The following is a 22,719-nucleotide window of genomic DNA, read 5'->3' as shown; positions in this document are numbered from 1 at the left end:
GCGTCGAAAGCTGCCAGATACGGCGCATTTTCAACGCAATTCCCCAGCCGCTTACTGGACGTCAAGCTGAAGGACAGATAAGAGGGGCTTCAAGCGATGTCAATGTTGCTCGAAAGGCCGGAAAGCTCGTATTTTCTAAAGGATAATCCGGGTTTCGGGCCAAATTCCGCCGCATTCATGGGGCCGGTAGGCGGTCTCGAAGGAGAGAATCTCATATGAAAGCCTTTTTCAAAGCCCCATCCCGCAAAGCTCTTGCCGTTCTCGCGACATCCGTTGCGCTTGCTGGTTTCAGCAGTTCGGCTGTTTTTGCGCAGGATGCAGCGAAACCCGCTGAAGCCGCAACGTCTGCTGCCGCTTCCGAAGATCCGGCAAAGGTTCTTGCTACCGTCAACGGCAATGACATCACGGTTGGTGAAGTCGATCAGGCCGCTGGCGATCTTGATCCACAGTTTGCTCGCCTTCCAGCTGAACAGCGCCGTCTGGCCGCTCTTGCAGCCCTCATCGACATCAAGGCGATGGCTGGTGAAGCAACCAAGGAAAAGCTTGATCAGAGCGACGATTTCAAGAAGCGCATGGAGTTTCTGCGTGAACGCGCGCTCCACAACGAATATTTCAAAGATGCCGTTGTCGACAAGATTTCGGACGCGGATGTTCGTAGTCGTTACGACAAGGAAATCGCGGCTATTCCTCCACAGACAGAAGTGCGTGCGCGTCACATTCTCGTGAAGACCAAGGAAGAGGCCGAAGCGATCATCAAGAAGCTTGAAGGTGGCGCGAAGTTTGAAGATCTCGCCAAGGAAAGCTCGACCGATGGCACTGCTGCCAATGGTGGCGATCTCGGTTACTTCTCCGAAGGTCAGATGGTTCCGGAATTTGAAAAGGCCGCTTTCGCATTGAAGCCGGGCGAATACACGAAGGAGCCTGTGCAGTCGCAGTTTGGCTTCCACGTCATTCAGCTGGAAGACCGCCGCACCAAGCAGCCGCCAGCATTCGATCAGGTGGCTGAGCAGATCCGTTCGATCATCATGCGTGAGCGTTATGTCGATATGGTGAAGAAGCTGCGCGATGGCATGAAGATCGAGTATAAGGATCCAGCCGTCGATAAAGCGATGAAGGAAGCCGCAGCGGCGCAGGAACAGGGTGATGCACCCGACGCCGCCCCGCAGCAGTAAGCTTTGAATGCATGAAAACGCCCTGCATTGCGGGGCGTTTTTTTATGCCGATATCGGGCGGTATCAGACAGATGAAACTATGAAACCGCCCGATCGTTTTATTTAGCCGCATTATCCCGCGCAAAACCGCTTCGCACTTTTGCTGGAAATGCTTTACTTATAACTTGATTTTGTACGGCAAACCTTTCCAATGCGGCAGAATCAAATCGCATTTCTCTAGAGGCAATCATGTCTGCGACCGTATCCCCGCTTGCTCCAAAACATTACCCATCCATGCCGGTCATTCACGGCGTCCGCATTGCAACTGCTGCTGCCGGTATCAAGTATAAGGGCCGCACGGACGTCATGCTGATGGTGTTTGACAAGCCTGCGGAAGCAGCCGGGGTTTTCACCCGTTCGCTCTGCCCGTCCGCCCCGGTGGATTTCTGCCGCCAGAATCTCGTTCATGGCAAAGCGCGTGCTGTTGTGGTCAATTCCGGTAATGCCAATGCTTTCACCGGCCTTAAGGGTCGTGAAGCAACGCAGGCGACTGCCGAAGCCGCTGCCAAAGCTGTTGGCTGCAAGACGACTGATGTGTTCCTTGCGTCTACAGGTGTGATTGGCGAACCGCTTGATGCATCAAAGTTCTCCGGTCTTCTGGATGATATGGCAAACACTGCCAGCGATGATTTCTGGACTGAAGCCGCTAAAGCGATCATGACCACCGATACCTATCCGAAAGTTGCGACCGAAACAGTGCTGCTCGGACAGGTTCCGGTAACGATCAATGGTATCTCGAAGGGTGCGGGCATGATCGCGCCTGATATGGCGACGATGCTTTCCTTCGTCGTTACAGATGCGCCGATCAAGGCTGATGTGCTGCAAAGCTTGCTTTCAAAAGGCGTAGGCTCGACATTCAATGCTGTGACTGTCGATAGCGACACGTCGACATCTGACACGCTGATGCTGTTTGCAACCGGAGCGGCAACAGAGCGCGGAGCGCTTGAAGTCACTGATGCTTCCGATAAACGTCTTGGCGAATTTAAGAAGGCGCTGGGCCGTGTTCTGAAATCACTTGCACTTCAGGTCGTTCGCGACGGTGAAGGTGCCCGCAAAATGGTCGAAGTTGAAGTGACGGGTGCGAAATCGGCCACTTCAGCCAAGAAAATTGCACTTTCAATCGCCAATTCGCCGCTGGTCAAAACCGCTGTTGCTGGCGAAGACGCAAACTGGGGACGTGTAGTTATGGCTGTTGGCAAGGCTGGAGAACCGGCTGATCGCGATCTTCTCGCCATCTGGTTTGGCGATATTCGCGTGGCGCATCAGGGCCAGCGCGATCCGGCTTATTCAGAAGAAGCAACCTCGGCTTACATGAAGGGCGAAGATATTCTCATCCGCGTTGATCTCGGTCTCGGCAAGGGTAAGGCGACCGTCTGGACCTGCGATCTGACAAAGGAATATGTTGCGATCAACGGCGACTACCGTAGTTAAGTTTAAAGAGAGTTTGAACATGTCCAATCTTGCTATCGTTCGCCAGCTGGAAGCCGTGGGTTTTCGCGCATGGCCTGCCACGTCCGTTCATTATGACGGGACATGGGCGATACGCATGACGGCTGCGCATCCCTCCAAGCGTCTCAACTCGGTTAACCCACTCGATCCGGGTGATACGCGCGATATTCCGGCGCGTGTCGAGCAGGCATCACAACGCTTTCGTACCTATGGCCGGGTTCCGTGTTTCAGGCTTTCGCCGCTGGCTCCTGTTGAGTTGGAGAATTATCTCGAAGGACTTGGCTGGAAGCGTCACGATGAAACGATCGTTATGACAGCCAATCTGAGTGCTCTTGATCTTACGGCTGAACGTGATGAAGCGCCTTTGAAAGACATTGGCCGCTATGTAGATGCGTCGATTGCCATTCATGGTCGCCCGACAGAATTGCGTCCGGGCTTCTCCGAATTGCTGGACGGGATTCGCCCGAATAAGGGGATGTTTGTTCTCGAAGAAGGTAATCGCGCCGTATCCAATGTGCTCTGTGTTCAGGATAGTGCAATGGCCGGTTTGTTTGATGTCGGAACTTTGCCAGCAGTGCGTCAAAAGGGGCACGGCAAGGCTTTGATCGGTGCGACGCTCAAATGGGCAAAATCGCTGGGTGCAAAAACCGCATGGCTGCAAATTGAAGCTGATAATGTTGCTGGTTTAGCGCTCTATAAGCGCTTCGGCTTTCAGGAAGCCTATCGCTACGCTTATCGGGAAAGTAATGAGAAATGACTGACGTGAAATCGCGCCGTATTGTTTTGGTTGCGGCCTGTGCGCTGGTCGATGCTGACGGGCGTGTGCTGTTGGCACAGCGCCCAGAAGGTAAGTCGCTTGCTGGTCTCTGGGAGTTTCCCGGAGGTAAGGTTGAGGCTGGTGAAACGCCGGAAGAAACCCTGATCCGTGAGCTTCAGGAAGAGGTTGGTATTACGACGAAAGTGGCCTGTCTCGCGCCGCTGACTTTTGCCAGCCACACCTATGATGACTTCCATTTGTTAATGCCGCTTTATGTCTGTCGTCGCTTTGAAGGTGTGGCGCAGGGGCTGGAAGGTCAAGCACTGAAATGGGTGCGTCCGAAGGATATGCGGGATTATCCGATGCCGCCAGCAGACGAGCCGCTGATCCCATTTTTGATCGATCTGTTGTGAGCCTGTGGAAAGCTACGAAATAGTTCCCAAATCCTTGACCGTTAACCTTCCGCGTTAATCGATGATTCACTCCACTGCGGCATTCTCAGGGATAAGTGTTCCGGAGTTAGCCTCATGAGTTTTGATAATAATTATTTCAGCGCAGATCATAATGAATACACCCCGGGCCCACTTTCGAAAGCGGGTCGCGGCATCCTGCGCGTCGTGCTTCTTTTTGGCTCTGCCGCAGTCGCTCTTGCACTGATTATTGTGCCGGTTTTAAATGATCAGGCGAATAAGCTTGCGGCACAATCGGTTCTGCCAGCTGGCATTGATCGCACGATGACCGGATCAATCAAGCGGGATGTTCATGCGGAGCGCAAGGCACCCGTAAGACCAATCTGTGTGATCGAAGTAGACGGCACTCAAAGGGGCGACTGCTAAACGGCTTACTCTGCTTTTTTAAGCGCATCAGCCAATGAGGCTTTGGCAGAGCCGGGCTTCAATGGCTTTTGCTGTGATTCGTGCGGTGCCCAGCCAGACAGCCAGATAGTCGAGAAACTTGCGCGAATGCGTCCATCCGGATCGCTGAAGCGCTCTGCATAGATTTCGGCTGCACGGAGAAATAGTTTCTTTGAAACTGGTTTGCGGGAACGATCGCGCAGCACATTTTGCATTCCCATGGCGCGCAGATCAGCTATCAGGTTGAAAATGCTGTCATAACGCACAGTGACATTTTCCACGTCTGTGACCGGAAGCGCAAAACCAGCGCGTTGCAACAGCCCGCCGACGTCACGCACGTCGGCAAATGGGAAGATACGCGGCGAAGCGCCGCCTGTTAGCTCGACCTCTGCCTGCAAAAGGCTTTCGCGTAATTCGCCCAAAGTTCCGTTGCCGCTGAGTGCTGCCAGAAACAAACCGTCGGGCTTCAATGCGCGTGCAATCTGGATCATCGCACCCGGAGTATCGTTGGTTGAATGCAGTGATAGCAGCGAAACAATGAGATCAGCGCTTTGCGGCTTGAGTGGCAGGGCTTCGTCATCGGCAACGACTGCCGGGAAGGGGCCATTGAGAAAAGTTGCATCGCGTTCGATGCGCAAAATCATATCTGCTTTGCCAGAACGGGCAATGGTACTCGCCGCAAGACCATTATGCCCCGCGAGGTCAACTGCAACCGGGAAACGGCGTGTCACTGCATCCAACCGATCTTCAAGATCTTCTGCTGCCCTTTGCAAAATAAAGTCTGCTCCCGGGATCGCGCGTTTAAAGGCACGGCGGCGAAACGTAAGCTGGAGGTCGCGATCAAAGATCGCATTTTCAGACGATTGGGCAGGTGAAGGGGCGGCCATTGCGATTCCGTCTTCTCTTTCGGATATGCGTTGGTAATATAGATACAGGCGTAGATGCATTCGAACGGGGGCGAATGCAATGGTTGATGACGAGAGGTCTCATCAAAGCTTGTTGTTGAGACTGAAAGCAAGTGTGCTGGGCGCTCTAAGCTGCGGCTTGCGCTCGACTGCCGATATTCTGTTTCCAGCGACCTGTATCGGTTGTCGCATTCAGGTTTCAGAGCCGGGAACACTATGCCCGCGCTGCTGGTCGCAACTGCGCTTTATCGAGAAGCCTTATTGTCCGGTGCTTGGCATTCCGTTTAGCTATGACTTTGGTGAAAACTTCATGAGTGCAGAAGCGATTGCTGATCCGCCACCTTTCCGGCGTCTACGTTCTGCCGTGTTGCATCGGGGGGCAGCGCAGCGCATGGCGGTCGCGCTGAAATTTCATGATCGCACTGATCTTGCGCCGTGGATGGCACGCTGGATGCAGCGCGCTGGATGCGAATTGCTCGACGAATGTGACGTTATTCTGCCGGTGCCTTTGCACAAATGGCGGTTCTGGTCGCGTCGATTTAATCAGTCTGCGGAATTGGCACGTACACTGGCGCGATTAAGCAGCAAACCTTTTGCTCCACAGGCGGTAAAGCGCATTCGGCGGACTGATCAGCAAATTGGGCTGGGCCTAAAAGAGCGAAAGCGCAATGTGGATGGTGCGTTTCGCGTACCCAAAGAGCATGAAATTCATGTGCGTGGGCGGCGGGTGTTGTTGATCGATGATGTCTATACCACGGGTTCGACGGTCAAGGCTGCTACGCGCGCGCTGCTGCGTGGCGGTGCAAAAAGCGTTGACGTGCTCACATTCAGCCGGGTTCTGCCTGACGCCTGAATACAGCTTTGTGAAGTGATAAGGGGCTTCCAGATCGTGGTTTTGCTACTTATATAGATGGCAACGAATGGAGTTTTTCATGACCGATATTACCATCTATACCCGTCCCGGCTGCCCTTATTGCACCCGTGCCGTCAGCCTTCTCAAAAACAAGGGCGTTGAGTTTAACGAAATTAATGCGGGCGCTACACCGGAACTGCGTGCAGAAATGCAGGAACGTTCGGGCCGTAATACCTTCCCGCAGATTTTTGTCGGCTCGGTGCATGTTGGCGGTTGCGATGATCTTGTCGCACTCGACAATGCAGGCAAGCTTGACGGCCTGCTTGCGACCGGCGAACTGAACTAAGATCAGGGTAGGGGAGGTTTTTATGAGCACCTTTCGCGCTGCTGCCGTCCAGATGCGTTCAGGCACCGATGTGACCCGCAATGTTGAGGCGATGGAAAAAATGGTTTCCGATGCTGTGGCAAAAGGTGCTCAATATGTGCAAACCCCTGAGATGACGGGCGCGCTGATGCGCGACCGTGCAGCGCTTTTTGCAAGCCTGCGTGATGAAAATGATGACCTCGTCTTTAAAGCCGCATCAGCGCTTGCAAAGAAGCACGGCATTTTCCTGCATATCGGTTCGACAGCCATTGCAGCGGGTGATGGCAAGATTGCCAATCGTGGCGGTATTTTCGCGCCATCGGGTGAGAAGATCGCGACTTATGACAAGGTGCATATGTTTGATGTCGATCTCGACAACGGCGAAAGCTGGCGCGAATCGGCAACCTATGAGCCGGGCAAGGAAACGGTGATTGCGGAGCTGCCTTTTGCCAATGTTGGCATGGCGGTATGTTATGATATTCGCTTTCCGCAGCTCTTCCGTGCGCAGGCTTTGGCTGGTGCAAATGTAATCACGGGGCCTGCCGCTTTCACGCGTCAGACAGGTGAGGCACACTGGCATGTTTTGCAGCGTGCGCGTGCCATTGAAAATGGCGCATTCCTGATTTCAGCGGCGCAAGGTGGTGTGCATGAAGACGGTCGCGAGACTTATGGTCATTCACTGATCGTTTCGCCATGGGGCAAAGTTCTGGCAGAAGCCGCCCATGATGAGCCGGGTGTCATCATTGCTGACATTGATGTTGCGGAGAGCGTTGCGGCACGTGCGAAAGTGCCAAACCTCAAGAATGCGCGCGAGTTTTCGGTGAAGGTCGCCCAAGAGAAACAGGACGCATAATCTATGATCCGCTTTTCGCTTCATTGCGATCACGGCCATGAATTTGAAGGCTGGTTTCGCGACAATGCCGATTTTGACCGGCAGTCGGAACGAAAACTCGTCTCCTGTCCTGTTTGCAATTCGCCTGATATTCAGAAATCACTAATGGCCCCTGCGGTCTCTACCAGCCGTTCGAAAGAGCAGGTGGCGATTGCTATGGATCAGGCGCAAAAGCAGGTGCTTGAGCAAATGCGCGAGCTCAGCCGCAAGGTGCGCGAGAACGCTGATTATGTTGGCGATCAATTTGCCGAGGAAGCGCGTAAAATCCATTTCGGTGAAACGGAAGCGCGCGGGATTTACGGTGAAGCGTCCAAGGAAGATGTTCATTCGTTGCTTGAAGATGGTGTTGAAGTCATGCCATTGCCGGTTTTTCCGGAAGATAAGAATTAGTTGATAATTGTGATGCGTAGGAGATCAGGCGCATGAAACTCATGGATTCTGCGCCATTTTTGTTGCTGACGACCGGCACGCTTCTGGGGCTTATTCTACCGCTTGGTAAGATTGCGGCTGAGGCAGGTGTTCCACCCGCGATCTGGACATTTCTGTTTTCGGCGAGTGCAGGTATTATCCTGTTGCTGGTCATGTTTTTGGGAAAAAGGCGTATTGGCTTTGCGGGTGGCAGGCTGCGTTATTACATCTGCACAGCTGCGATTTCCTATGCGCTGCCCAATCTGCTGATTCTGTCGGCAATCCCGCGTCTTGGTGCTGGGTTCACAGGAATCATGTACACGCTATCGCCAGTGATCACGCTTCTGATTTCGATGGGCTTTGGCCTTCGACGCCCCAACGCGTTGGGTATTGCTGGTATTGTTGTAGGCTTTATTGGCGCAATCATGGTTGCGATGACCCGTGGTGAAGTGGGCAAGCCAGCCGATCCGCTGTGGATCGGCTTGGCGCTTCTCATTCCTGTGTTTCTGGCGATGGGAAATGTCTATCGCACAATCGATTGGCCGAAAAATGCTGATCCGACTGAGCTTGCTGCGGGCAGTCATCTGGCGGCGGCCCTGATGCTGTTTATCGGGATTTTGCTGTTTAGCGGCAATTTCCAGATTGAAACGCTCGCTCTGGCGCCCGCGACTGCTGTGGCGCAAGGGATCGCTGCGGCAGGTATGTTTGCGCTTTTCTTCCGGTTACAGGCGGTGGGTGGTCCGGTTTATCTGAGCCAGATCGGTTATGTGGCTGCGGCACTCGGACTGATTTCAGGCACGCTGTTCCTGGGGGAAAACTATCCGCCGCTTACATGGATAGGTGCAGTCGTCATCGCCATTGGTGTGGCGCTGACGACAAAAGCTCAGAAACGATAATAGTTGCTGTATTAAGCAGGCCGTTCAGCGAGAACCATGTAGTTTACATCGGTATCGCGTGAGCGGCTCCAGCTGTCGGCAAGCGGATTATAGGTCACGCCCAGCTTGTCGATCAGGGTAAGGCCAGCCTTTGAAAAGGCTGCTTCCAGTTCTTCCGGGCGGACCAGCTTTTCATATTGATGCGTGCCGCGTGGCAGCCAGCGCAGCACATATTCCGCACCAATGATCGCAAGGCCATAGGCCTTGAGCGTGCGATTGATGGTAGCGACGAACATCAGTCCACCCGGTTTCACCATTTCGCTGGTCTTCGACATGAACAGGTCAACGTCGGAAACGTGTTCGACCACTTCCATGTTGAGGACGACGTCGAATTTCTCGCCCGCTTCAGCCAGCGCTTCCGCAGTGGTCGCGCGATAATCGACGTCCACACCGCTTTGGGCTGCATGGATTTTTGCGACTTCGATATTGGTCTCAGAAGCATCGGCACCGATGACTGTTGCACCGAGACGCGACATCGGTTCACACAACAGACCACCGCCGCAACCGATATCGAGAAAGCGCAGGCCTTCAAAGGGGCGCGGGCTGTTCGGGTCGCGGTTGAACTTTTCGCAGACCTTTTCCTTGATATAAGTCAGGCGCGTCGGATTGAATTTATGGAGCGGACGGAACTTACCCTGTGGGTCCCACCATTGCGCGGCAATACGCGAAAAATGCTCGATTTCAGAAGCATCGATGGTGGTGCGGGCGGTCTCAGTCATATCATTCTCCTGCGGAAGCGCGTGCAATCCTGCTCTCAAGGTAGCGTGTTAAAGTCAAGGATCAAATCAAATTCCCGAATTGGACGCGTTGATTATTGTTTCACGGGAATCACACCCTTGCGGAAGCGCGACATTTTAGCTATGTGACCCCGGGTTTGTCTGTCGCAAGAAAATAAGGTTTCGGCAGGCGTTAGTGTAATTTTGCAAAAGACGGGACGTATCCTTAAATGGCGCGCATCGTGATGAAATTCGGCGGCACTTCTGTGGCCGATCTGGAACGCATCTCTAATGTGGCGCGCCACGTCAAACGTGAAGTCGATGCGGGCAATCAGGTTGCTGTTGTCGTCTCCGCCATGTCGGGCAAGACGAATGAGCTGGTCAACTGGGTGCAGAACATGCCCAAGGTTGCCGGTGGTACATCGCCTTTCTACGACGCACGCGAATATGACGCGATTGTTGCATCTGGCGAGCAGGTAACGAGTGGCCTTCTGGCGATTGCGCTGCAATCTATCGGCGTTGACGCGCGTTCGTGGCAGGGCTGGCAGATTCCGATCAAGACAGACAATGCGCATGGCGCTGCCCGTATTCAGGAAATCGACGGCTCGGAAATCATCCGTCGCATGGAAATGGGGCAGGTTGCCGTTGTTGCCGGTTTCCAGGGCATCGGCCCGGATAACCGCATTGCAACGCTCGGTCGTGGTGGTTCGGACACTTCGGCTGTGGCGATTGCTGCTGGTGTGAAGGCTGACCGTTGCGACATCTATACCGATGTTGATGGCGTTTACACGACCGATCCACGTATTGAACCCAAGGCAAAGCGCCTTTCCCGCATTACGTTTGAAGAAATGCTGGAAATGGCTTCGCTCGGCGCAAAGGTTCTGCAGGTGCGTTCGGTTGAACTCGCCATGGTACATAAAGTTCGCACTTTCGTGCGCTCAAGTTTTACGGACCCCAATGCACCGGGCATGGATGATCCGATCAACCCGCCCGGAACACTCATTTGCGACGAGGATGAAATCGTGGAACAGCAGGTCGTCACTGGTATCGCTTATGCGAAGGATGAAGCTCAGATTTCGCTCCGACGCGTGGCCGACCGGCCAGGTATCTCGGCAGCAATTTTCGGCCCACTGGCTGAAGAGCACATCAATGTCGATATGATTGTGCAGAACGTGTCGGAAGACGGCTCGAAAACCGACATGACTTTCACGATCCCAACGGGTGACATCGACAAGGCGCTGCGTGTTCTCGATAAGGCGAAGGGTGAAATCGGTTCTGATCACATTCAGTCTGAAACCGGTCTTGCTAAGATCTCTGTAATCGGCATCGGTATGCGTAGTCATGCGGGCGTTGCAGCGACCGCTTTTAAAGCATTGGCTGAAAAGGGGATTAATATCCGCGCTATCACCACGTCGGAAATCAAAATTTCGATCCTAATCGATGGCCCTTACGCTGAACTCGCAGTGCGCACGCTGCATGGCGTTTACGGTTTGGATAAGTAATTCGCCCTCTTTGTCTGCTTCGTTTTGAAACAATGCCGCTCCCTATAATAAGGGCGCGGCATTTTCTTATTATATAAGTTGTCAGATTTTCTGACGATTAGACTAGACGCGCGTGTCAAAAATGCTCACAAAGGATTCGGCGTAACGCTTCGCAGGCGGGTAAAGGGAACTGGCTTTGCGGAAAAGCTGAGCCTGTACCAAATGAGGAGCCCCCCACGATCATGCGTGATCTGACAACTGGTCCCCGCGTGCTGCTGAAGCGGCTGCGCGAATTGATGGCTGAATCACTGGAGCCACAGGAACGCCTTGACCGGATCGTCCGTGAAATCGCGCAAAATATGGTCGCGGAGGTTTGCTCCTTCTATATTCTTCGTGCCGATGGCGTGCTTGAGTTGTACGCGACTGAGGGTCTTAATCCACAGTCTGTCCACCTGGCACAGCTGCGTCTGGGGCAGGGCCTAGTGGGAACGATTGCTGCAAGCGCGCGCCCGCTGAACCTGACCGATGCGCAAAGCCATCCAGCCTTTGCTTATCTGCCGGAAACCGGCGAAGAAGCTTATAATTCATTCCTCGGTGTTCCTGTTCTTCGTGCTGGCCGCACTTTGGGCGTTCTTGTCGTTCAGAATCAGACCAAGCGGGCTTATCGCGAAGACGAGGTTGAAGCACTTGAGACGACAGCAATGGTTCTGGCCGAGATTATCGCGACGGGCGACGGCTTGCGTTTGGCGCGGCCCGGTATCGAACTGGATCTTGGTCGACCGATGAGTGTGACCGGAAACGGGCTCAATGACGGCATTGGCCTCGGCCATGTTGTGCTGCACGAGCCGCGTATCGTTGTAACGAACCTGTTTAACGAAGACAGTCAGGCAGAGTTGACGCGGCTGGAAACAGCGCTCGGTTCTTTGCGCATTTCCATTGATGATATGCTTTCGCGACGTGATGTTGCTGCTGAAGGCGAGCATCGTGAAGTGCTCGAAGCTTACCGCATGTTTGCGCATGATCGCGGCTGGGTGCGTCGTCTTGAAGAAGCCATTCACAATGGTCTGACAGCAGAAGCGGCTGTTGAGAAGGTGCAGAGCGATACGCGTGCGCGCATGGTGCATCTGACTGACCCTTACATGCGGGAGCGTTTGTCGGACTTTGATGATCTGGCCAATCGTCTGCTGCGTCAGCTGATGGGTCGCGATGTTAAAACGATGGCCGAATCATTGGCTAAGGATGCGATTATTGTCGCGCGCACGATGGGCGCTGCGGAGCTTCTTGATTATCCGCGTGAGCGTTTGCGTGGCGTGGTGCTGGAAGATGGTGCAGCCACGAGCCATGTGGTGATTGTTGCCCGTGCGATGGGGATTCCTGTCGTTGGTCAGGCCAAGGGCGCTGTGTCCATGGCTGAAAACAATGATGCTGCGATTATCGATGGCGATGAAGGCATCGTGCATCTGCGTCCGCAGACAGATGTTGAATCGGCCTATGCCGAAAAAGTTCGCTTCCGTGCGCGCCGTCAGGCCCTTTATCGCGAATCACGCGACAAGCCTGCACTGACCAAAGATGGCGTTGACATTTCTCTGCTGATGAATGCGGGTCTGCTGGTGGATTTGCCACAGCTTGCAGCATCAGGTGCCAGTGGTATCGGTCTGTTCCGTACCGAACTTCAGTTTATGGTTGCGTCCACCTTCCCACGTGCTGAACAGCAGGAGCGTCTCTATCGCTCGGTGATCGAGGCTGCGGGCAACAAGCCAGTGACTTTCCGCACACTTGATATTGGTGGTGACAAGGTTCTTCCTTATTTCCGGGCAACTGCGCAGGAAGAAAATCCGGCGCTTGGCTGGCGTGCAATTCGCCTCACGCTGGATCGTCCGGGATTGCTGCGCACGCAGTTGCGTGCACTTCTGAAAGCTGCTGGTGGGCGTGAACTCAAGATTATGCTGCCGATGGTCACTGAAGTATCCGAGGTTAAGGCCGCACGCGAGATCATCGATCGCGAAGTGCGTCACCTTTCGCGCTTTGCCCATACGTTGCCGAATAATCTCAAGCTTGGTGCGATGATCGAAGTGCCTGCACTTCTTTGGCAGCTTGATGAACTGATGGCGATTGTGGATTTTGTCTCCGTCGGTTCCAACGATCTGTTCCAGTTCTTGATGGCGGTTGACCGTGGCAATTCGCTGATTTCAAGCCGTTTCGATCAGTTGTCGCCTGCCTTCCTGCGCACGCTTCGTCACATTGTTGACGCTGGTAATCGTCATGGAAAGCCTGTGACGTTGTGTGGTGAAATGGCCGGACGTCCGCTGACGGCTATGGCATTGCTGGGTCTTGGTTTCCGCTCGATTTCGATGTCGGCTGCCAATATTGGCCCGGTCAAAGCAATGCTTGGTGCGCTTGACGTAAGCAAGCTGAATGCTTTGTTGAATGAGAAGCTCGACAAGCCAAATGGTGCGCATTCGCTGCGTGAATTGCTGCTTCAGTTTGCAGAAGACAACGATATTCCGCTATAGCTGAGATCATTGCAGGAAATGTTTGGGCGCGGGACTCTATGTTCGGCGCTCAATTTTGCTTATTCACGCCAAGATTAAAGATTTCAGGACATACCCATGAGCGCCTTGCCACAGGACCGGATGGACCAGCTTTTGAAGCGGTTCTCAATGATTGAAAGCCAGATGGCGAACAATCCTGATTCTGTCACCTATGTGAAACTGGCTTCCGAATATTCTGAGCTTCAGGACGTTGTCGGTAAAATTCGCGAACTGACGGATGCGCGTAGCGAGGCGAGAGATCTGATTGCGATGCGCGATGATGCATCGACTGATGCGGAAATGCGTGCGCTGGCGCTTGAAGAACTGCCAGAAGTTGAAAAGCGCATCGAAGTGCTTGAGCAGGAAGTTCAGATTTTGCTTCTGCCCAAAGATGCGGCCGACGAGAAGAATGCTATTCTTGAAATTCGTGCGGGTACGGGCGGATTGGAAGCGGCACTTTTCGCTGGCGATCTGTTTCGCATGTATGAGCGGTTTGCCGCTGAAAAAGGCTGGCGCGTCGAACTGGTTTCGGCAAGCGATGGCGATGCCGGCGGCTTTAAGGAAATCATCGCGACTGTTTCGGGAAAGGGTGTGTTCTCGAAACTGAAGTTTGAATCCGGTGTGCATCGTGTGCAGCGTGTGCCGGAAACGGAAGCAGGTGGCCGTATTCATACGTCTGCTGCAACGGTCGCCGTGCTTCCTGAAGCGGAAGACATTGATATTGAAATTCGCAATGAAGATATTCGCATCGATACAATGCGCGCTTCGGGTGCGGGTGGTCAGCACGTTAACACGACCGACTCCGCTGTTCGTATAACGCATATTCCAACAGGCATCATGGTTGTGCAGGCGGAAAAATCACAGCATCAGAACCGCGCCCGTGCCATGCAGATTCTGCGTGCCCGTCTTTATGACATGGAACGTCAGAAAGCAGAAAGCGAACGATCTGAATCGCGCCGCAGTCAGGTGGGGTCTGGCGATCGTTCTGAGCGTATCCGTACCTATAATTTTCCGCAGGGCCGCGTGACCGATCACCGTATTAACCTCACACTTTACAAGTTGGATCGTGTGATGATGGGCGAGCTTGACGAACTGGTCGATGCGCTGATTTCTGATCATCAGACAGCCCTTCTCATGGAACTGGGCGAAAACGCGTGAGCGGCGAGCGCCTTGATCAGTTAATGGCATTGAGCCGTACGCGGTTGCGCGAAGGGGGCGTGGATACGCCTGATCTTGATGCGCAATTGCTTGTCGAATGGACGACTGGCGCAACACGGCTTGATCTGATTTCATGGCCGGAAAAGTTGATAAATGAGGACAAGGTCGCGCAGTTAAACGATGCGCTGGAGCGCCGTATTGCAGGCGAGCCGGTGCATCGCATCATCGGTATGCGTGAGTTTTATGGTCTGCCATTTAGACTCTCGCCCGAAACGCTTGAACCGCGTCCGGATACGGAAGCGCTTGTCGATCTCGTTTCACCCTATATCGAAAAGCTGATCGAACAGCATGGTCGGGCCTTGATGCTCGATATGGGCACCGGCACTGGTGCTATTGTGATTTCACTTCTGCACAAGTTTGAAAAGCTCAACGGTATCGGGCTCGATATTGCCGACGGCGCGCTTGCCATGGCACGGATCAATGCGGCGGCCAATGGTGTGAGCGCGAGATTTGCTGCGCTTAAAAGCGACTGGTTTTCAAATGTAAGTGGCAGGTTTCATCTCATTGTCTCAAACCCGCCTTATATTCCAAGCAGGGACATTGAAGATCTGTCGCGCGAAGTGCGCGAGCATGACCCAATGGCGGCTCTGGATGGCGGGAATGACGGACTTGATTTCTATCGCTCCCTTGCAAATGAGGCTCGTGCGTACCTATATGAAGGTGGAATAGTTGCCGTTGAGATTGGCGCAGGCCAGTTTGACGATGTGCGCGTCATTTTTGAAAGCGCTGATTTTCAATTGACGAATGAAGCAATTGATCTCGGTGGTCATAGAAGGGCCATGGTTTTCATAAATTTAGACAGTGTAAGCGTTTGAAAGACTGCATGTTAAAAAACGCGCGATGACATCAAAAAAGCGCTTGGAATTTGCGGCGAAGCCGTTTAGTTTCCAGCCACCGTATATAGCCAGAATGGTTTTGCCCGCTTGAGGGCGGTGGCGGAAATACTCCATGACGATTTAGGTCATGCTCCCGTGAGGGTTTTTCTCAAGGGATGGTTTGTACGGAAGTGCACGGCTTTCACAAATAGTTCCGAAGAGTTTTGCTTTTCGGAGGGTCTTGCAAATGCCAAGCCGGAAAGTTCGCATTGTCTTTGGTGGACAGTGCGGAACTCTTAACAATTCGATGTGTGGGAAGTTTTAGGGTGTGCTTCCTCCATGGCTCGATAATGCGAAGCCGGTGGCTTTAAGCCACAGGAATATGACGCCCTTAAATCTGAAAAGAGAAGACGATGAGGCCAGCACAGCAGAACAGGCGTATGCGCGGACGGGGGAATAACAATAATAACAACAATAACAACCGCAAGGGCCCCAATCCTCTGTCGCGTAATTATGAAAGCAATGGTCCGGACGTAAAAATCCGCGGCAATGCTCAGCATATTGCAGAAAAATATACGACACTGGCTCGCGACGCACAGGCGTCTGGTGACCGTGTTATGGCTGAAAATTATCTTCAGCACGCAGAACATTATAATCGCATCATTATGGCTGCTATGGCAGCGCAGAACATTCCATACCAGCGCGAAGAAAACTTCGACAATGATGGTGGCGATGAGGATGAAGGTGGCTTCGTGCCAACCACTCCTGTGCACCAGCCCGTCAATGGTTCGGGTCCGCAGCCTGTGATTGAAGGCACTCCAGCTGAAGTGGTTTATGGCGAAGAAGGCAGCGACAATCGTTCGGAAGGACGCCCGGATACTCGTTCTGATGGCCGTCCTGACAACCGTTCGCAGCCACGCGAAGGTCGTGATTCCCGCGAAGGACGCGACGGACGTGATCAGCGCCGTCTTGGTCGCGGTCGTCGTCCACAGCGTGAACGCTTCAATGCGGATGAGCAGTCCGATCAGCCAGCTGTAGAGGCACCGGTTGCTGCTGCGGTTGCCGATCAGCAGTCGATTCCAGCTCCAGTTGCTGAAAAGCCTTTCGTTGAAACGCCGGTTGTTGAGGCACCAGTTACAGAACAGCCAGTTGCCGAAAAGCCAAAGCGTGCTGAAAGGCCTGCAAAGGTTGCAGAAGAAGCGGCACCCGTTGTTGAAAAGCCAGCGCCTGTAGCGGAAGCATCTGTTGAAGCTTCAGTTAAGGCAGAGGCTCCGGCCCGTGTCACACGTCGTCCGGGTCGCCCGCGTCGCGTGCCGAAGGATGAAGTTCCTGAAACAGCGGATTCCGACGCATAATGCCTGAATGGCAATATGGTTGATTGCAAAAAACGGCGTGGTTTTCCGCGCCGTTTTTATTTACGCGCTTTTGGCTTTTCTGGTCTTGCCGAACCTTATTGATCTTCCCATATTTCTCCTTGGATAGTGAGCCAGCCGAATTCGGGGGCTCCGTCACCAGAACTCTTCCGATGCCAGAATGGGTTGGAAGGAAAAGGAGACAATATGAATATTGAGAAATACACAGAACGGGTTCGCGGTTTTATTCAGTCGGCCCAGACTTTCGCCCTTTCCTCGGGCAATCAGCAGTTTACCCCTGAACATCTCCTTAAAGTGCTCGTCGATGATGACGAAGGTCTTGTTGCATCGCTCATTGAGCGTGCCGGTGGCCGCATCAGCGACGTACGTTTGGGCTTGCAGACAGCGCTTGAAAAACTGCCAAAGGTGAGCGGCGGTAACGATCAGCTTTATTTGGCTCAGCCATTGGCAAAGGTTTTTACTCTTGCTGAAGAGCTGGCAAACAAGGCCGGAGATAGCTTTGTGACGGTTGAGCGTTTGCTCACAGCCCTTGCTATCGAGAAATCTGCAAAAACGTCTGAAATTCTGGCTGCCGCCGGTGTGACACCGACCGCGCTCAACAAGGTTATCAATGACATGCGCAAAGGCCGCACAGCCGATTCCGCTTCTGCTGAAAGCAATTACGATGCGCTGAAAAAATATGCGCGTGATCTGACGGAAGATGCGCGTGCGGGCAAGCTCGATCCGGTTATCGGTCGCGATGAAGAAATTCGCCGCACGATTCAGGTTCTGTCGCGCCGCACCAAAAACAACCCAGTTTTGATTGGTGAACCTGGCGTTGGTAAAACAGCAATTGCCGAAGGTCTGGCGTTGCGTATCGTCAATGGTGACGTGCCGGAATCACTGAAAGACAAGCAGTTGATGGCGCTCGATATGGGTGCGTTGATCGCTGGTGCGAAATATCGCGGTGAGTTTGAAGAACGTCTGAAGGCTGTGCTTTCGGAAACGCAGGCTGCTGCTGGCCAGATCATTCTTTTCATCGATGAAATGCATACGCTTGTGGGCGCAGGCAAGTCTGATGGTGCGATGGATGCATCCAACCTGCTCAAGCCAGCATTGGCTCGTGGCGAATTGCACTGCGTTGGTGCGACCACGCTTGAGGAGTATCGCAAATATGTTGAGAAGGATGCAGCGCTCGCGCGTCGTTTCCAGCCGGTGTTTGTTGATGAGCCGACTGTTGAAGATACGATCTCAATCCTTCGCGGTTTGAAGGAGAAGTATGAGCAGCACCATAAGGTCCGCGTTTCCGACTCGGCACTGGTTGCGGCTGCAACGCTATCGAATCGTTACATCACAGATCGCTTTTTGCCGGATAAAGCTATTGATCTTGTCGATGAAGCCGCTTCGCGTCTGCGTATGCAGGTTGATTCAAAGCCGGAAGAATTGGACGAGATTGATCGTCGTGCGATGCAGCTAAAGATCGAGCGGGAAGCACTGAAGGTCGAAACTGATACGGCTTCGATTGATCGTTTGCAGCGTCTTGAAAAAGAGCTGACCGATCTGGAAGAAGAATCAGCGGAACTGACAGCCAAATGGCAGGCTGAAAAGCAGAAGCTTGGACTTGCGGCAGATTTGAAGCGGCAGCTTGAAGAAGCGCGCAATGCTTTGGCGATTGCGCAGCGTAGTGGGGAATTCCAGAAGGCTGGTGAACTGGCCTATGGCACGATCCCGCAGCTTGAAAAGCAGCTTGTCGAGGCTGAAAGCAATGAGAACAAAGGCTCCTTGCTGGAGGAAACCGTAACACCTGAGCATGTCGGGCAGATTGTTTCCCGCTGGACTGGCATCCCGGTTGAGCGGATGCTGGAAGGCGAGCGCGAAAAGCTTTTGCGCATGGAGGATGAAATCGGCAAACGGGTTGTCGGACAGGGTGAAGCAGTTCAGGCTGTTTCAAAAGCTGTTCGTCGTGCACGTGCGGGTCTTCAGGATCCGAACCGGCCAATTGGTTCGTTCATTTTCCTCGGACCAACCGGCGTGGGCAAGACCGAGTTGACCAAAGCTTTGGCTTCATTCCTGTTTCAGGATGACACGGCCATGGTTCGCATTGATATGTCGGAATTCATGGAAAAGCATTCTGTGAGCCGGCTGATCGGTGCACCTCCCGGCTATGTCGGCTATGAAGAAGGCGGTGTCCTGACGGAATCTGTGCGACGCAGGCCATATCAGGTGATCCTGTTCGACGAAATCGAAAAGGCGCACCCGGATGTGTTCAACGTTTTGCTTCAGGTTCTCGATGATGGACGCCTGACAGATGGTCAGGGGCGCACGGTGGATTTTCGCAATACGCTGATCATTATGACCTCGAACCTTGGCGCTGAATATCTCGTCAATCTCGGTGAGAAGGATGATGTAGAAAGTGTTCGTGAAGAGGTGATGGGTGTGGTGCGGGCTTCGTTCCGTCCGGAATTCCTGAACCGTGTCGATGAAATCATCCTGTTCCACAGGCTGCGTCGCGAAGACATGGGCTCGATTGTCGATATTCAGATGAAGCGTCTGCAGGCTCTCTTGCATGATCGCAAGATCACGTTGGAACTGGAAGACGATTCCCGCGAATGGTTGGCTAACAAGGGGTATGATCCGGCTTATGGTGCGCGTCCACTGAAGCGCGTTATCCAGAAGGAAGTTCAGGACCCGCTGGCAGAACGCATTCTGCTTGGCGATATTTTTGACGGTTCCATCGTCAAAATATTGCCTGGCTCTGATCGACTGAACTTTCGTCCCATCCGCGTGATGGGTGAGGGTGAGCCGGTGAAGGACGATGAAAAGGCATAAGGCTTTATCGAGCTGATGACGAAAGCGCCGCAATCATTCGATTGCGGCGTTTTTTATGAACTATCGATTTTTAAGGCCATCTTCATGTCCAGTTCATCTGGCATTTGCTGTTATTGAGTAATTAATTGTTAACCATATAGTTGCATCCCTTATGTAAGGTAATTCAGGGTTTCTTGTATGTCGCATCTCTTACGCATGCTTCGCTTCGGTTTGGTCGGTTCTGCAATCATTTTTGCAGCAGGTGGTTCAGCCTTTGCGGATGAGCGCGATGCGACCACTCATGTTTCGCAACCCGTGCAATTGGCACAGCTTTTCGACTGGGGGCATGAGCGTGGCCGGGATCGGGGAGTGCGCGTTTATACAGATGAATATGGCCGGCAGGTCACGATTGATCGCCGTGGACGTGTAATCAATATTGAAGATCCCCGCGATTCAGGCCGTTATGCAGGTGGTGGTCAGCAGGACGGTGGGTGGTCAGATGGTCCTGTTGGCGGTGGTGCGCCTTATGATGGCTTCGGTAATGTGCCGGAAGATCCGAATTATTACCCCGAAGCACCATCAGCACCGGGTTATGAATTTAATCGCGATGGTCAGGTGCAGCGCTCTGAGTTGCCACCGGCAGGTACGGAATATCCCGATACAGAATCACCAACTGCAAGCATCAATCGCGATCCGGGCTATCAACAGCCATCGACACAGCCACATGCTGTGCCCAATGCCGATGATATGACGCCAGCCATTGAAATGCCAAAAGGGCAGGGTGCGAAGCAGAAGATCGCAGCCTATCAGGTCTTGCTTGATCGGGCAGGTGCTTCGCCGGGCGTGATTGACGGGCGTTCAGGATCCAATGTCGATAAGGCAGCGGCCGCTTATAGCGAGATGACGGGCAAGTTCCTCAATCCAACCGATGAAGCTTCAATCGAGGCAGAATTGCAGGCGACCGGCGGTCCGGCTTTCACAGAATATACGATCACCAATGAAGATGTCGGTCGTCAATATGTGGCTTCGATCCCAGATGACTATGCTCACAAGGCGCAGCTACCTGCGATGGCATACACGTCTGTGACTGAAATGCTTGGGGAAAAATTTCACATTGATGAGGCTTATCTCAAAGAGATCAATCCGGGCGTGAACTTTAATCAGCCGGGTTCTGTTGTTCGGGTACCAAATCTCGGTAAGCCGGTCCGTGCAAAGGTTGCGAGGATCATTGCGGACAAGGCTCGCAAGCAGGTTCGGGGTTATGATGAAAATGGCAAGCTCGTAGTGGCTTACCCCTCGACAATTGGTTCGTCCGATACTCCATCGCCTTCAGGTATCGTTCAGGTGCAGCGAATCGCGATTAATCCGAACTACACTTATAATCCAAAGATCAATTTCAAGCAGGGCAGTAATGACAAGGTACTCACTATCCCTCCCGGTCCGAATGGTCCGGTTGGTACGGTTTGGATCGCACTGTCAAAACCAACTTATGGTATCCATGGAACTCCCGAACCTTCGCGTATCGGCAAGACGTCAAGCCATGGTTGTGTGCGTTTGACGAACTGGGATGCGGAAGAATTAGCGAAACTCGTCAAAGCTGGTGTAACTGTTGAGTTTACAGAGTAAGCACAGCTGAAGATCATCCGCTAAAAAGGAAAAACCCGGAAATCAGTAGCGATTTCCGGGTGTTTTATTATTGGCATTCAGTAATTGAATAGACTCTCTAACTTTTTGTGGTTCCTGTTGATGCAAGCTTGGTGCCTGTATCATCTGTGTTCAGCAGCGTATCGATACGCTCGCGCTCTTGAATAAAGGCCTCGAGTTCCTTGCCCTTGAGAGCCTTATTATCCGGCAAACGAATGCGAAGTGGATCAACCTTGGTGCCGTTGACGATAAGCTCATAGTGCAAATGCGGTCCGGTTGAGAGACCTGTCGATCCAACGTAACCGATAACCTGTCCTTGGCGCACTCGTGAACCAGCCGTTACGCCACGCGCAATCGCATTCTGGTGACTATAGCTGCTGACATAACCATTGGCGTGGCGAATCAGAGTTTGATTGCCATAGCCATTGGTCCAGCCGGCTTTTTCAACGACACCGTTACCCGATGCGATGATCGGTGTGCCGCGAGGTGCTGCCCAGTCAACACCGGTGTGCATGCGGCTATAGCCGAGGATGGGATGGCGACGCATTCCAAATGGCGAGCGGAACACACCATTTGGTACTGGGTTGCGTAACAGGAATTGCTTGGCGCTTTTTCCGTCTTCGTTGAAATAATCAACGCTGCCGTCCGGAGCCTGATAGCGATAAAATTTTCGCGTGGTTCCGCTGAAATTGGCGGCGACATAAAGCAGTTGTGAATCGCCGTCTGGCTTTTCAGGATCGTCAGGCAGGGAGAAGAAAGCGTCGATCTTGTCGCTCTGCGAGAGGCGCGCTTGTAAGTCTACATCTGACGCCAACATCTTCACGAGTTGCTCGCGCATGGTTTCTGTCATGCCATAAGCTAACGCCGCCCGGCTGATACCATCATAAACACTTGGAAGATTACCGCGAATTGCACTCGGCGGTGCATCTCCATCAAATGCCGATGCGAGCAGCGGCGTTTCTTCGGGCTGATCGGACGGCACATATTGATTACGGTCGTTAAGCGAAACTGTGACCAGATGCGTTGTACGATGATAAACGCTCGCTCTGACGACGCGATCCTCGCCGTTGCGTGTTTCCGTTCCAACACGCAGAACGCTTCCTTCTTTCAGACGAGGTGAATTCAGCAGCTTCGTGATGGCGTCGGCCATATTTGAAGCATCGTCGTCCGTGTAACCGGCGCTTTGCAATGCTTGATTGATATCCATCGTCTGGCGGAAGGGAATCAACTCTTCAGAAAAACCGTCGGTGGCTTCTTCGTCGTCAGCACGTTGCGCAACAGTCACATTTTCCTGCGTGATTTTCACGCCAAGAGCAGGGCTCAGTGCGAAAGAGGAGTCTACTCCACCGAAACGTGCTGGATCGACATAGTGTAGAGAAGCAACCTGAACATCGCCGTCAGTTAGTAAAACACCTGTTTCGCGAACCACTTTTTCCACTTCATCGACAGTTAAGTCATTTGAAGGGTCAAAGCTCGCGCTATTGAGCGGAAAATCTGCAACGCGCAGGCTCACTTCGCTTTCAACC

Annotated in this window: 20 protein-coding genes (1 of these 20 only partly in view); 17 read left to right on the top strand and 3 right to left on the bottom strand. The window is 53.1% G+C overall.

Annotated features, from left to right (window positions below):
* Nucleotides 1-215: 215 nt before the first annotated feature.
* The 5 genes from U2P60_RS08475 (at nucleotide 216) to U2P60_RS08455 (ending at nucleotide 4,253) form a co-directional block, all read left to right on the top strand.
* A complete protein-coding gene (locus tag U2P60_RS08475; RefSeq protein ID WP_313827348.1) occupies nucleotides 216-1,172 on the top strand; it encodes a peptidylprolyl isomerase in 957 nt (318 codons plus the stop codon).
* A gap of 228 nt (nucleotides 1,173-1,400) precedes the next feature.
* Nucleotides 1,401-2,642 carry a bifunctional glutamate N-acetyltransferase/amino-acid acetyltransferase ArgJ gene (argJ, locus tag U2P60_RS08470; RefSeq protein ID WP_413572206.1) on the top strand — a complete coding sequence of 414 codons (1,242 nt, stop codon included), beginning with the start codon at nucleotides 1,401-1,403 and terminating at the stop codon, nucleotides 2,640-2,642.
* Nucleotides 2,643-2,661: 19 nt separating this feature from the next.
* Nucleotides 2,662-3,417 carry a GNAT family N-acetyltransferase gene (locus U2P60_RS08465; protein WP_413572205.1) on the top strand — a complete coding sequence of 252 codons (756 nt, stop codon included), beginning with the start codon at nucleotides 2,662-2,664 and terminating at the stop codon, nucleotides 3,415-3,417.
* The gene (gene mutT, locus U2P60_RS08460) at nucleotides 3,414-3,830 is read left to right on the top strand and encodes an 8-oxo-dGTP diphosphatase MutT (RefSeq protein ID WP_313827345.1); all 417 of its coding nucleotides are present in this window, start codon (nucleotides 3,414-3,416) and stop codon (nucleotides 3,828-3,830) included. The genes U2P60_RS08465 and mutT overlap by 4 nt, the downstream gene beginning before the upstream one ends.
* A 114-nt stretch (nucleotides 3,831-3,944) precedes the next feature.
* Nucleotides 3,945-4,253: a hypothetical protein gene (locus U2P60_RS08455; protein WP_313827344.1), complete on the top strand. Its 309-nt coding sequence runs from the start codon at nucleotides 3,945-3,947 to the stop codon at nucleotides 4,251-4,253.
* 5 nt (nucleotides 4,254-4,258) lie between these two features.
* Here the strand turns inward: U2P60_RS08455 and U2P60_RS08450 are convergent, their stop codons facing one another.
* Nucleotides 4,259-5,158 (bottom strand): methyltransferase domain-containing protein, encoded by a 900-nt coding sequence (locus U2P60_RS08450; RefSeq protein ID WP_413572204.1) that lies wholly within the window; start codon nucleotides 5,156-5,158, stop codon nucleotides 4,259-4,261.
* Nucleotides 5,159-5,237: 79 nt separating this feature from the next.
* On the opposite strand from U2P60_RS08450, the gene U2P60_RS08445 reads away from it, so the two are divergent.
* From U2P60_RS08445 to U2P60_RS08425, 5 genes are all read left to right on the top strand, one after another.
* Nucleotides 5,238-6,029, top strand: a complete 792-nt coding sequence (locus U2P60_RS08445) for a ComF family protein (RefSeq protein WP_413572202.1) — start codon at nucleotides 5,238-5,240, stop codon at nucleotides 6,027-6,029.
* 79 nt (nucleotides 6,030-6,108) lie between these two features.
* Nucleotides 6,109-6,375: a glutaredoxin 3 gene (grxC, locus tag U2P60_RS08440; RefSeq protein ID WP_313827341.1), complete on the top strand. Its 267-nt coding sequence runs from the start codon at nucleotides 6,109-6,111 to the stop codon at nucleotides 6,373-6,375.
* 22 nt (nucleotides 6,376-6,397) lie between these two features.
* The gene (locus tag U2P60_RS08435; RefSeq protein WP_413572200.1) at nucleotides 6,398-7,246 is read left to right on the top strand and encodes a carbon-nitrogen hydrolase family protein; all 849 of its coding nucleotides are present in this window, start codon (nucleotides 6,398-6,400) and stop codon (nucleotides 7,244-7,246) included.
* A 3-nt stretch (nucleotides 7,247-7,249) separates the two neighbouring features.
* A complete protein-coding gene (locus U2P60_RS08430; RefSeq protein ID WP_250041645.1) occupies nucleotides 7,250-7,675 on the top strand; it encodes a DUF1178 family protein in 426 nt (141 codons plus the stop codon).
* Between the two features lie 32 nt (nucleotides 7,676-7,707).
* Nucleotides 7,708-8,589, top strand: coding sequence for a DMT family transporter (locus U2P60_RS08425; protein WP_413572198.1), 882 nt, complete (start codon nucleotides 7,708-7,710; stop codon nucleotides 8,587-8,589).
* 11 nt (nucleotides 8,590-8,600) lie between these two features.
* Here U2P60_RS08425 and ubiG read toward each other — a convergent pair whose 3' ends face one another.
* Nucleotides 8,601-9,347, bottom strand: coding sequence for a bifunctional 2-polyprenyl-6-hydroxyphenol methylase/3-demethylubiquinol 3-O-methyltransferase UbiG (gene ubiG / locus U2P60_RS08420; RefSeq protein ID WP_313827337.1), 747 nt, complete (start codon nucleotides 9,345-9,347; stop codon nucleotides 8,601-8,603).
* A 227-nt stretch (nucleotides 9,348-9,574) separates the two neighbouring features.
* On the opposite strand from ubiG, the gene U2P60_RS08415 reads away from it, so the two are divergent.
* The 7 genes from U2P60_RS08415 to U2P60_RS08385 all read left to right on the top strand — a co-directional run bounded on the left by U2P60_RS08415 (nucleotide 9,575) and on the right by U2P60_RS08385 (nucleotide 21,175).
* Nucleotides 9,575-10,846: an aspartate kinase gene (locus U2P60_RS08415; RefSeq protein WP_187543904.1), complete on the top strand. Its 1,272-nt coding sequence runs from the start codon at nucleotides 9,575-9,577 to the stop codon at nucleotides 10,844-10,846.
* Between the two features lie 221 nt (nucleotides 10,847-11,067).
* The gene (gene ptsP / locus U2P60_RS08410; RefSeq protein WP_413572197.1) at nucleotides 11,068-13,338 is read left to right on the top strand and encodes a phosphoenolpyruvate--protein phosphotransferase; all 2,271 of its coding nucleotides are present in this window, start codon (nucleotides 11,068-11,070) and stop codon (nucleotides 13,336-13,338) included.
* Nucleotides 13,339-13,434: 96 nt separating this feature from the next.
* Nucleotides 13,435-14,514 carry a peptide chain release factor 1 gene (gene prfA, locus U2P60_RS08405; RefSeq protein WP_413572196.1) on the top strand — a complete coding sequence of 360 codons (1,080 nt, stop codon included), beginning with the start codon at nucleotides 13,435-13,437 and terminating at the stop codon, nucleotides 14,512-14,514.
* A gap of 23 nt (nucleotides 14,515-14,537) precedes the next feature.
* Nucleotides 14,538-15,389, top strand: coding sequence for a peptide chain release factor N(5)-glutamine methyltransferase (prmC, locus tag U2P60_RS08400; RefSeq protein WP_413573724.1), 852 nt, complete (start codon nucleotides 14,538-14,540; stop codon nucleotides 15,387-15,389).
* Between the two features lie 413 nt (nucleotides 15,390-15,802).
* Nucleotides 15,803-16,744, top strand: coding sequence for a DUF4167 domain-containing protein (locus U2P60_RS08395; protein WP_413572194.1), 942 nt, complete (start codon nucleotides 15,803-15,805; stop codon nucleotides 16,742-16,744).
* A gap of 204 nt (nucleotides 16,745-16,948) precedes the next feature.
* The gene (gene clpB, locus U2P60_RS08390; protein WP_413572193.1) at nucleotides 16,949-19,570 is read left to right on the top strand and encodes an ATP-dependent chaperone ClpB; all 2,622 of its coding nucleotides are present in this window, start codon (nucleotides 16,949-16,951) and stop codon (nucleotides 19,568-19,570) included.
* Nucleotides 19,571-19,747: 177 nt separating this feature from the next.
* Nucleotides 19,748-21,175 carry a L,D-transpeptidase gene (locus tag U2P60_RS08385; protein ID WP_313827328.1) on the top strand — a complete coding sequence of 476 codons (1,428 nt, stop codon included), beginning with the start codon at nucleotides 19,748-19,750 and terminating at the stop codon, nucleotides 21,173-21,175.
* 97 nt (nucleotides 21,176-21,272) lie between these two features.
* Here the strand turns inward: U2P60_RS08385 and U2P60_RS08380 are convergent, their stop codons facing one another.
* A protein-coding gene (locus U2P60_RS08380; RefSeq protein ID WP_413572191.1) for a M23 family metallopeptidase crosses the window boundary here: on the bottom strand, nucleotides 21,273-22,719 show its 3' portion. It continues 509 nt past the right edge of the window; only the last 1,447 of its 1,956 coding nucleotides appear in the window; its start codon lies off the right edge, out of view; it ends in the stop codon at nucleotides 21,273-21,275.

The sequence above is a fragment of the Brucella sp. H1_1004 genome (assembly GCF_047308065.1).
In the GTDB taxonomy this organism is placed as follows: Bacteria; Pseudomonadota; Alphaproteobacteria; order Rhizobiales; family Rhizobiaceae; genus Brucella; species Brucella pseudogrignonensis_B.
The sequence above is the reverse complement of the archived record's forward strand: the minus strand, read 5'-3'. Positions and strand labels throughout refer to the sequence as shown.

Coding starts and splice junctions, on each gene's coding strand:
- ptsP (WP_413572197.1), top strand. CDS start 11,068: ATGCGTGATCTGACAACTGGTCCCCGCGTGCTGCTGAAGCGGCTGCGC.
- U2P60_RS08455 (WP_313827344.1), top strand. CDS start 3,945: ATGAGTTTTGATAATAATTATTTCAGCGCAGATCATAATGAATACACC.
- U2P60_RS08385 (WP_313827328.1), top strand. CDS start 19,748: ATGTCGCATCTCTTACGCATGCTTCGCTTCGGTTTGGTCGGTTCTGCA.
- clpB (WP_413572193.1), top strand. CDS start 16,949: ATGAATATTGAGAAATACACAGAACGGGTTCGCGGTTTTATTCAGTCG.
- U2P60_RS08475 (WP_313827348.1), top strand. CDS start 216: ATGAAAGCCTTTTTCAAAGCCCCATCCCGCAAAGCTCTTGCCGTTCTC.
- argJ (WP_413572206.1), top strand. CDS start 1,401: ATGTCTGCGACCGTATCCCCGCTTGCTCCAAAACATTACCCATCCATG.
- U2P60_RS08395 (WP_413572194.1), top strand. CDS start 15,803: ATGAGGCCAGCACAGCAGAACAGGCGTATGCGCGGACGGGGGAATAAC.
- U2P60_RS08450 (WP_413572204.1), bottom strand. CDS start 5,158: ATGGCCGCCCCTTCACCTGCCCAATCGTCTGAAAATGCGATCTTTGAT.
- U2P60_RS08425 (WP_413572198.1), top strand. CDS start 7,708: ATGAAACTCATGGATTCTGCGCCATTTTTGTTGCTGACGACCGGCACG.
- U2P60_RS08415 (WP_187543904.1), top strand. CDS start 9,575: ATGGCGCGCATCGTGATGAAATTCGGCGGCACTTCTGTGGCCGATCTG.
- prmC (WP_413573724.1), top strand. CDS start 14,538: ATGGCATTGAGCCGTACGCGGTTGCGCGAAGGGGGCGTGGATACGCCT.
- mutT (WP_313827345.1), top strand. CDS start 3,414: ATGACTGACGTGAAATCGCGCCGTATTGTTTTGGTTGCGGCCTGTGCG.
- grxC (WP_313827341.1), top strand. CDS start 6,109: ATGACCGATATTACCATCTATACCCGTCCCGGCTGCCCTTATTGCACC.
- U2P60_RS08465 (WP_413572205.1), top strand. CDS start 2,662: ATGTCCAATCTTGCTATCGTTCGCCAGCTGGAAGCCGTGGGTTTTCGC.
- U2P60_RS08445 (WP_413572202.1), top strand. CDS start 5,238: ATGGTTGATGACGAGAGGTCTCATCAAAGCTTGTTGTTGAGACTGAAA.
- ubiG (WP_313827337.1), bottom strand. CDS start 9,347: ATGACTGAGACCGCCCGCACCACCATCGATGCTTCTGAAATCGAGCAT.
- prfA (WP_413572196.1), top strand. CDS start 13,435: ATGAGCGCCTTGCCACAGGACCGGATGGACCAGCTTTTGAAGCGGTTC.
- U2P60_RS08430 (WP_250041645.1), top strand. CDS start 7,250: ATGATCCGCTTTTCGCTTCATTGCGATCACGGCCATGAATTTGAAGGC.
- U2P60_RS08435 (WP_413572200.1), top strand. CDS start 6,398: ATGAGCACCTTTCGCGCTGCTGCCGTCCAGATGCGTTCAGGCACCGAT.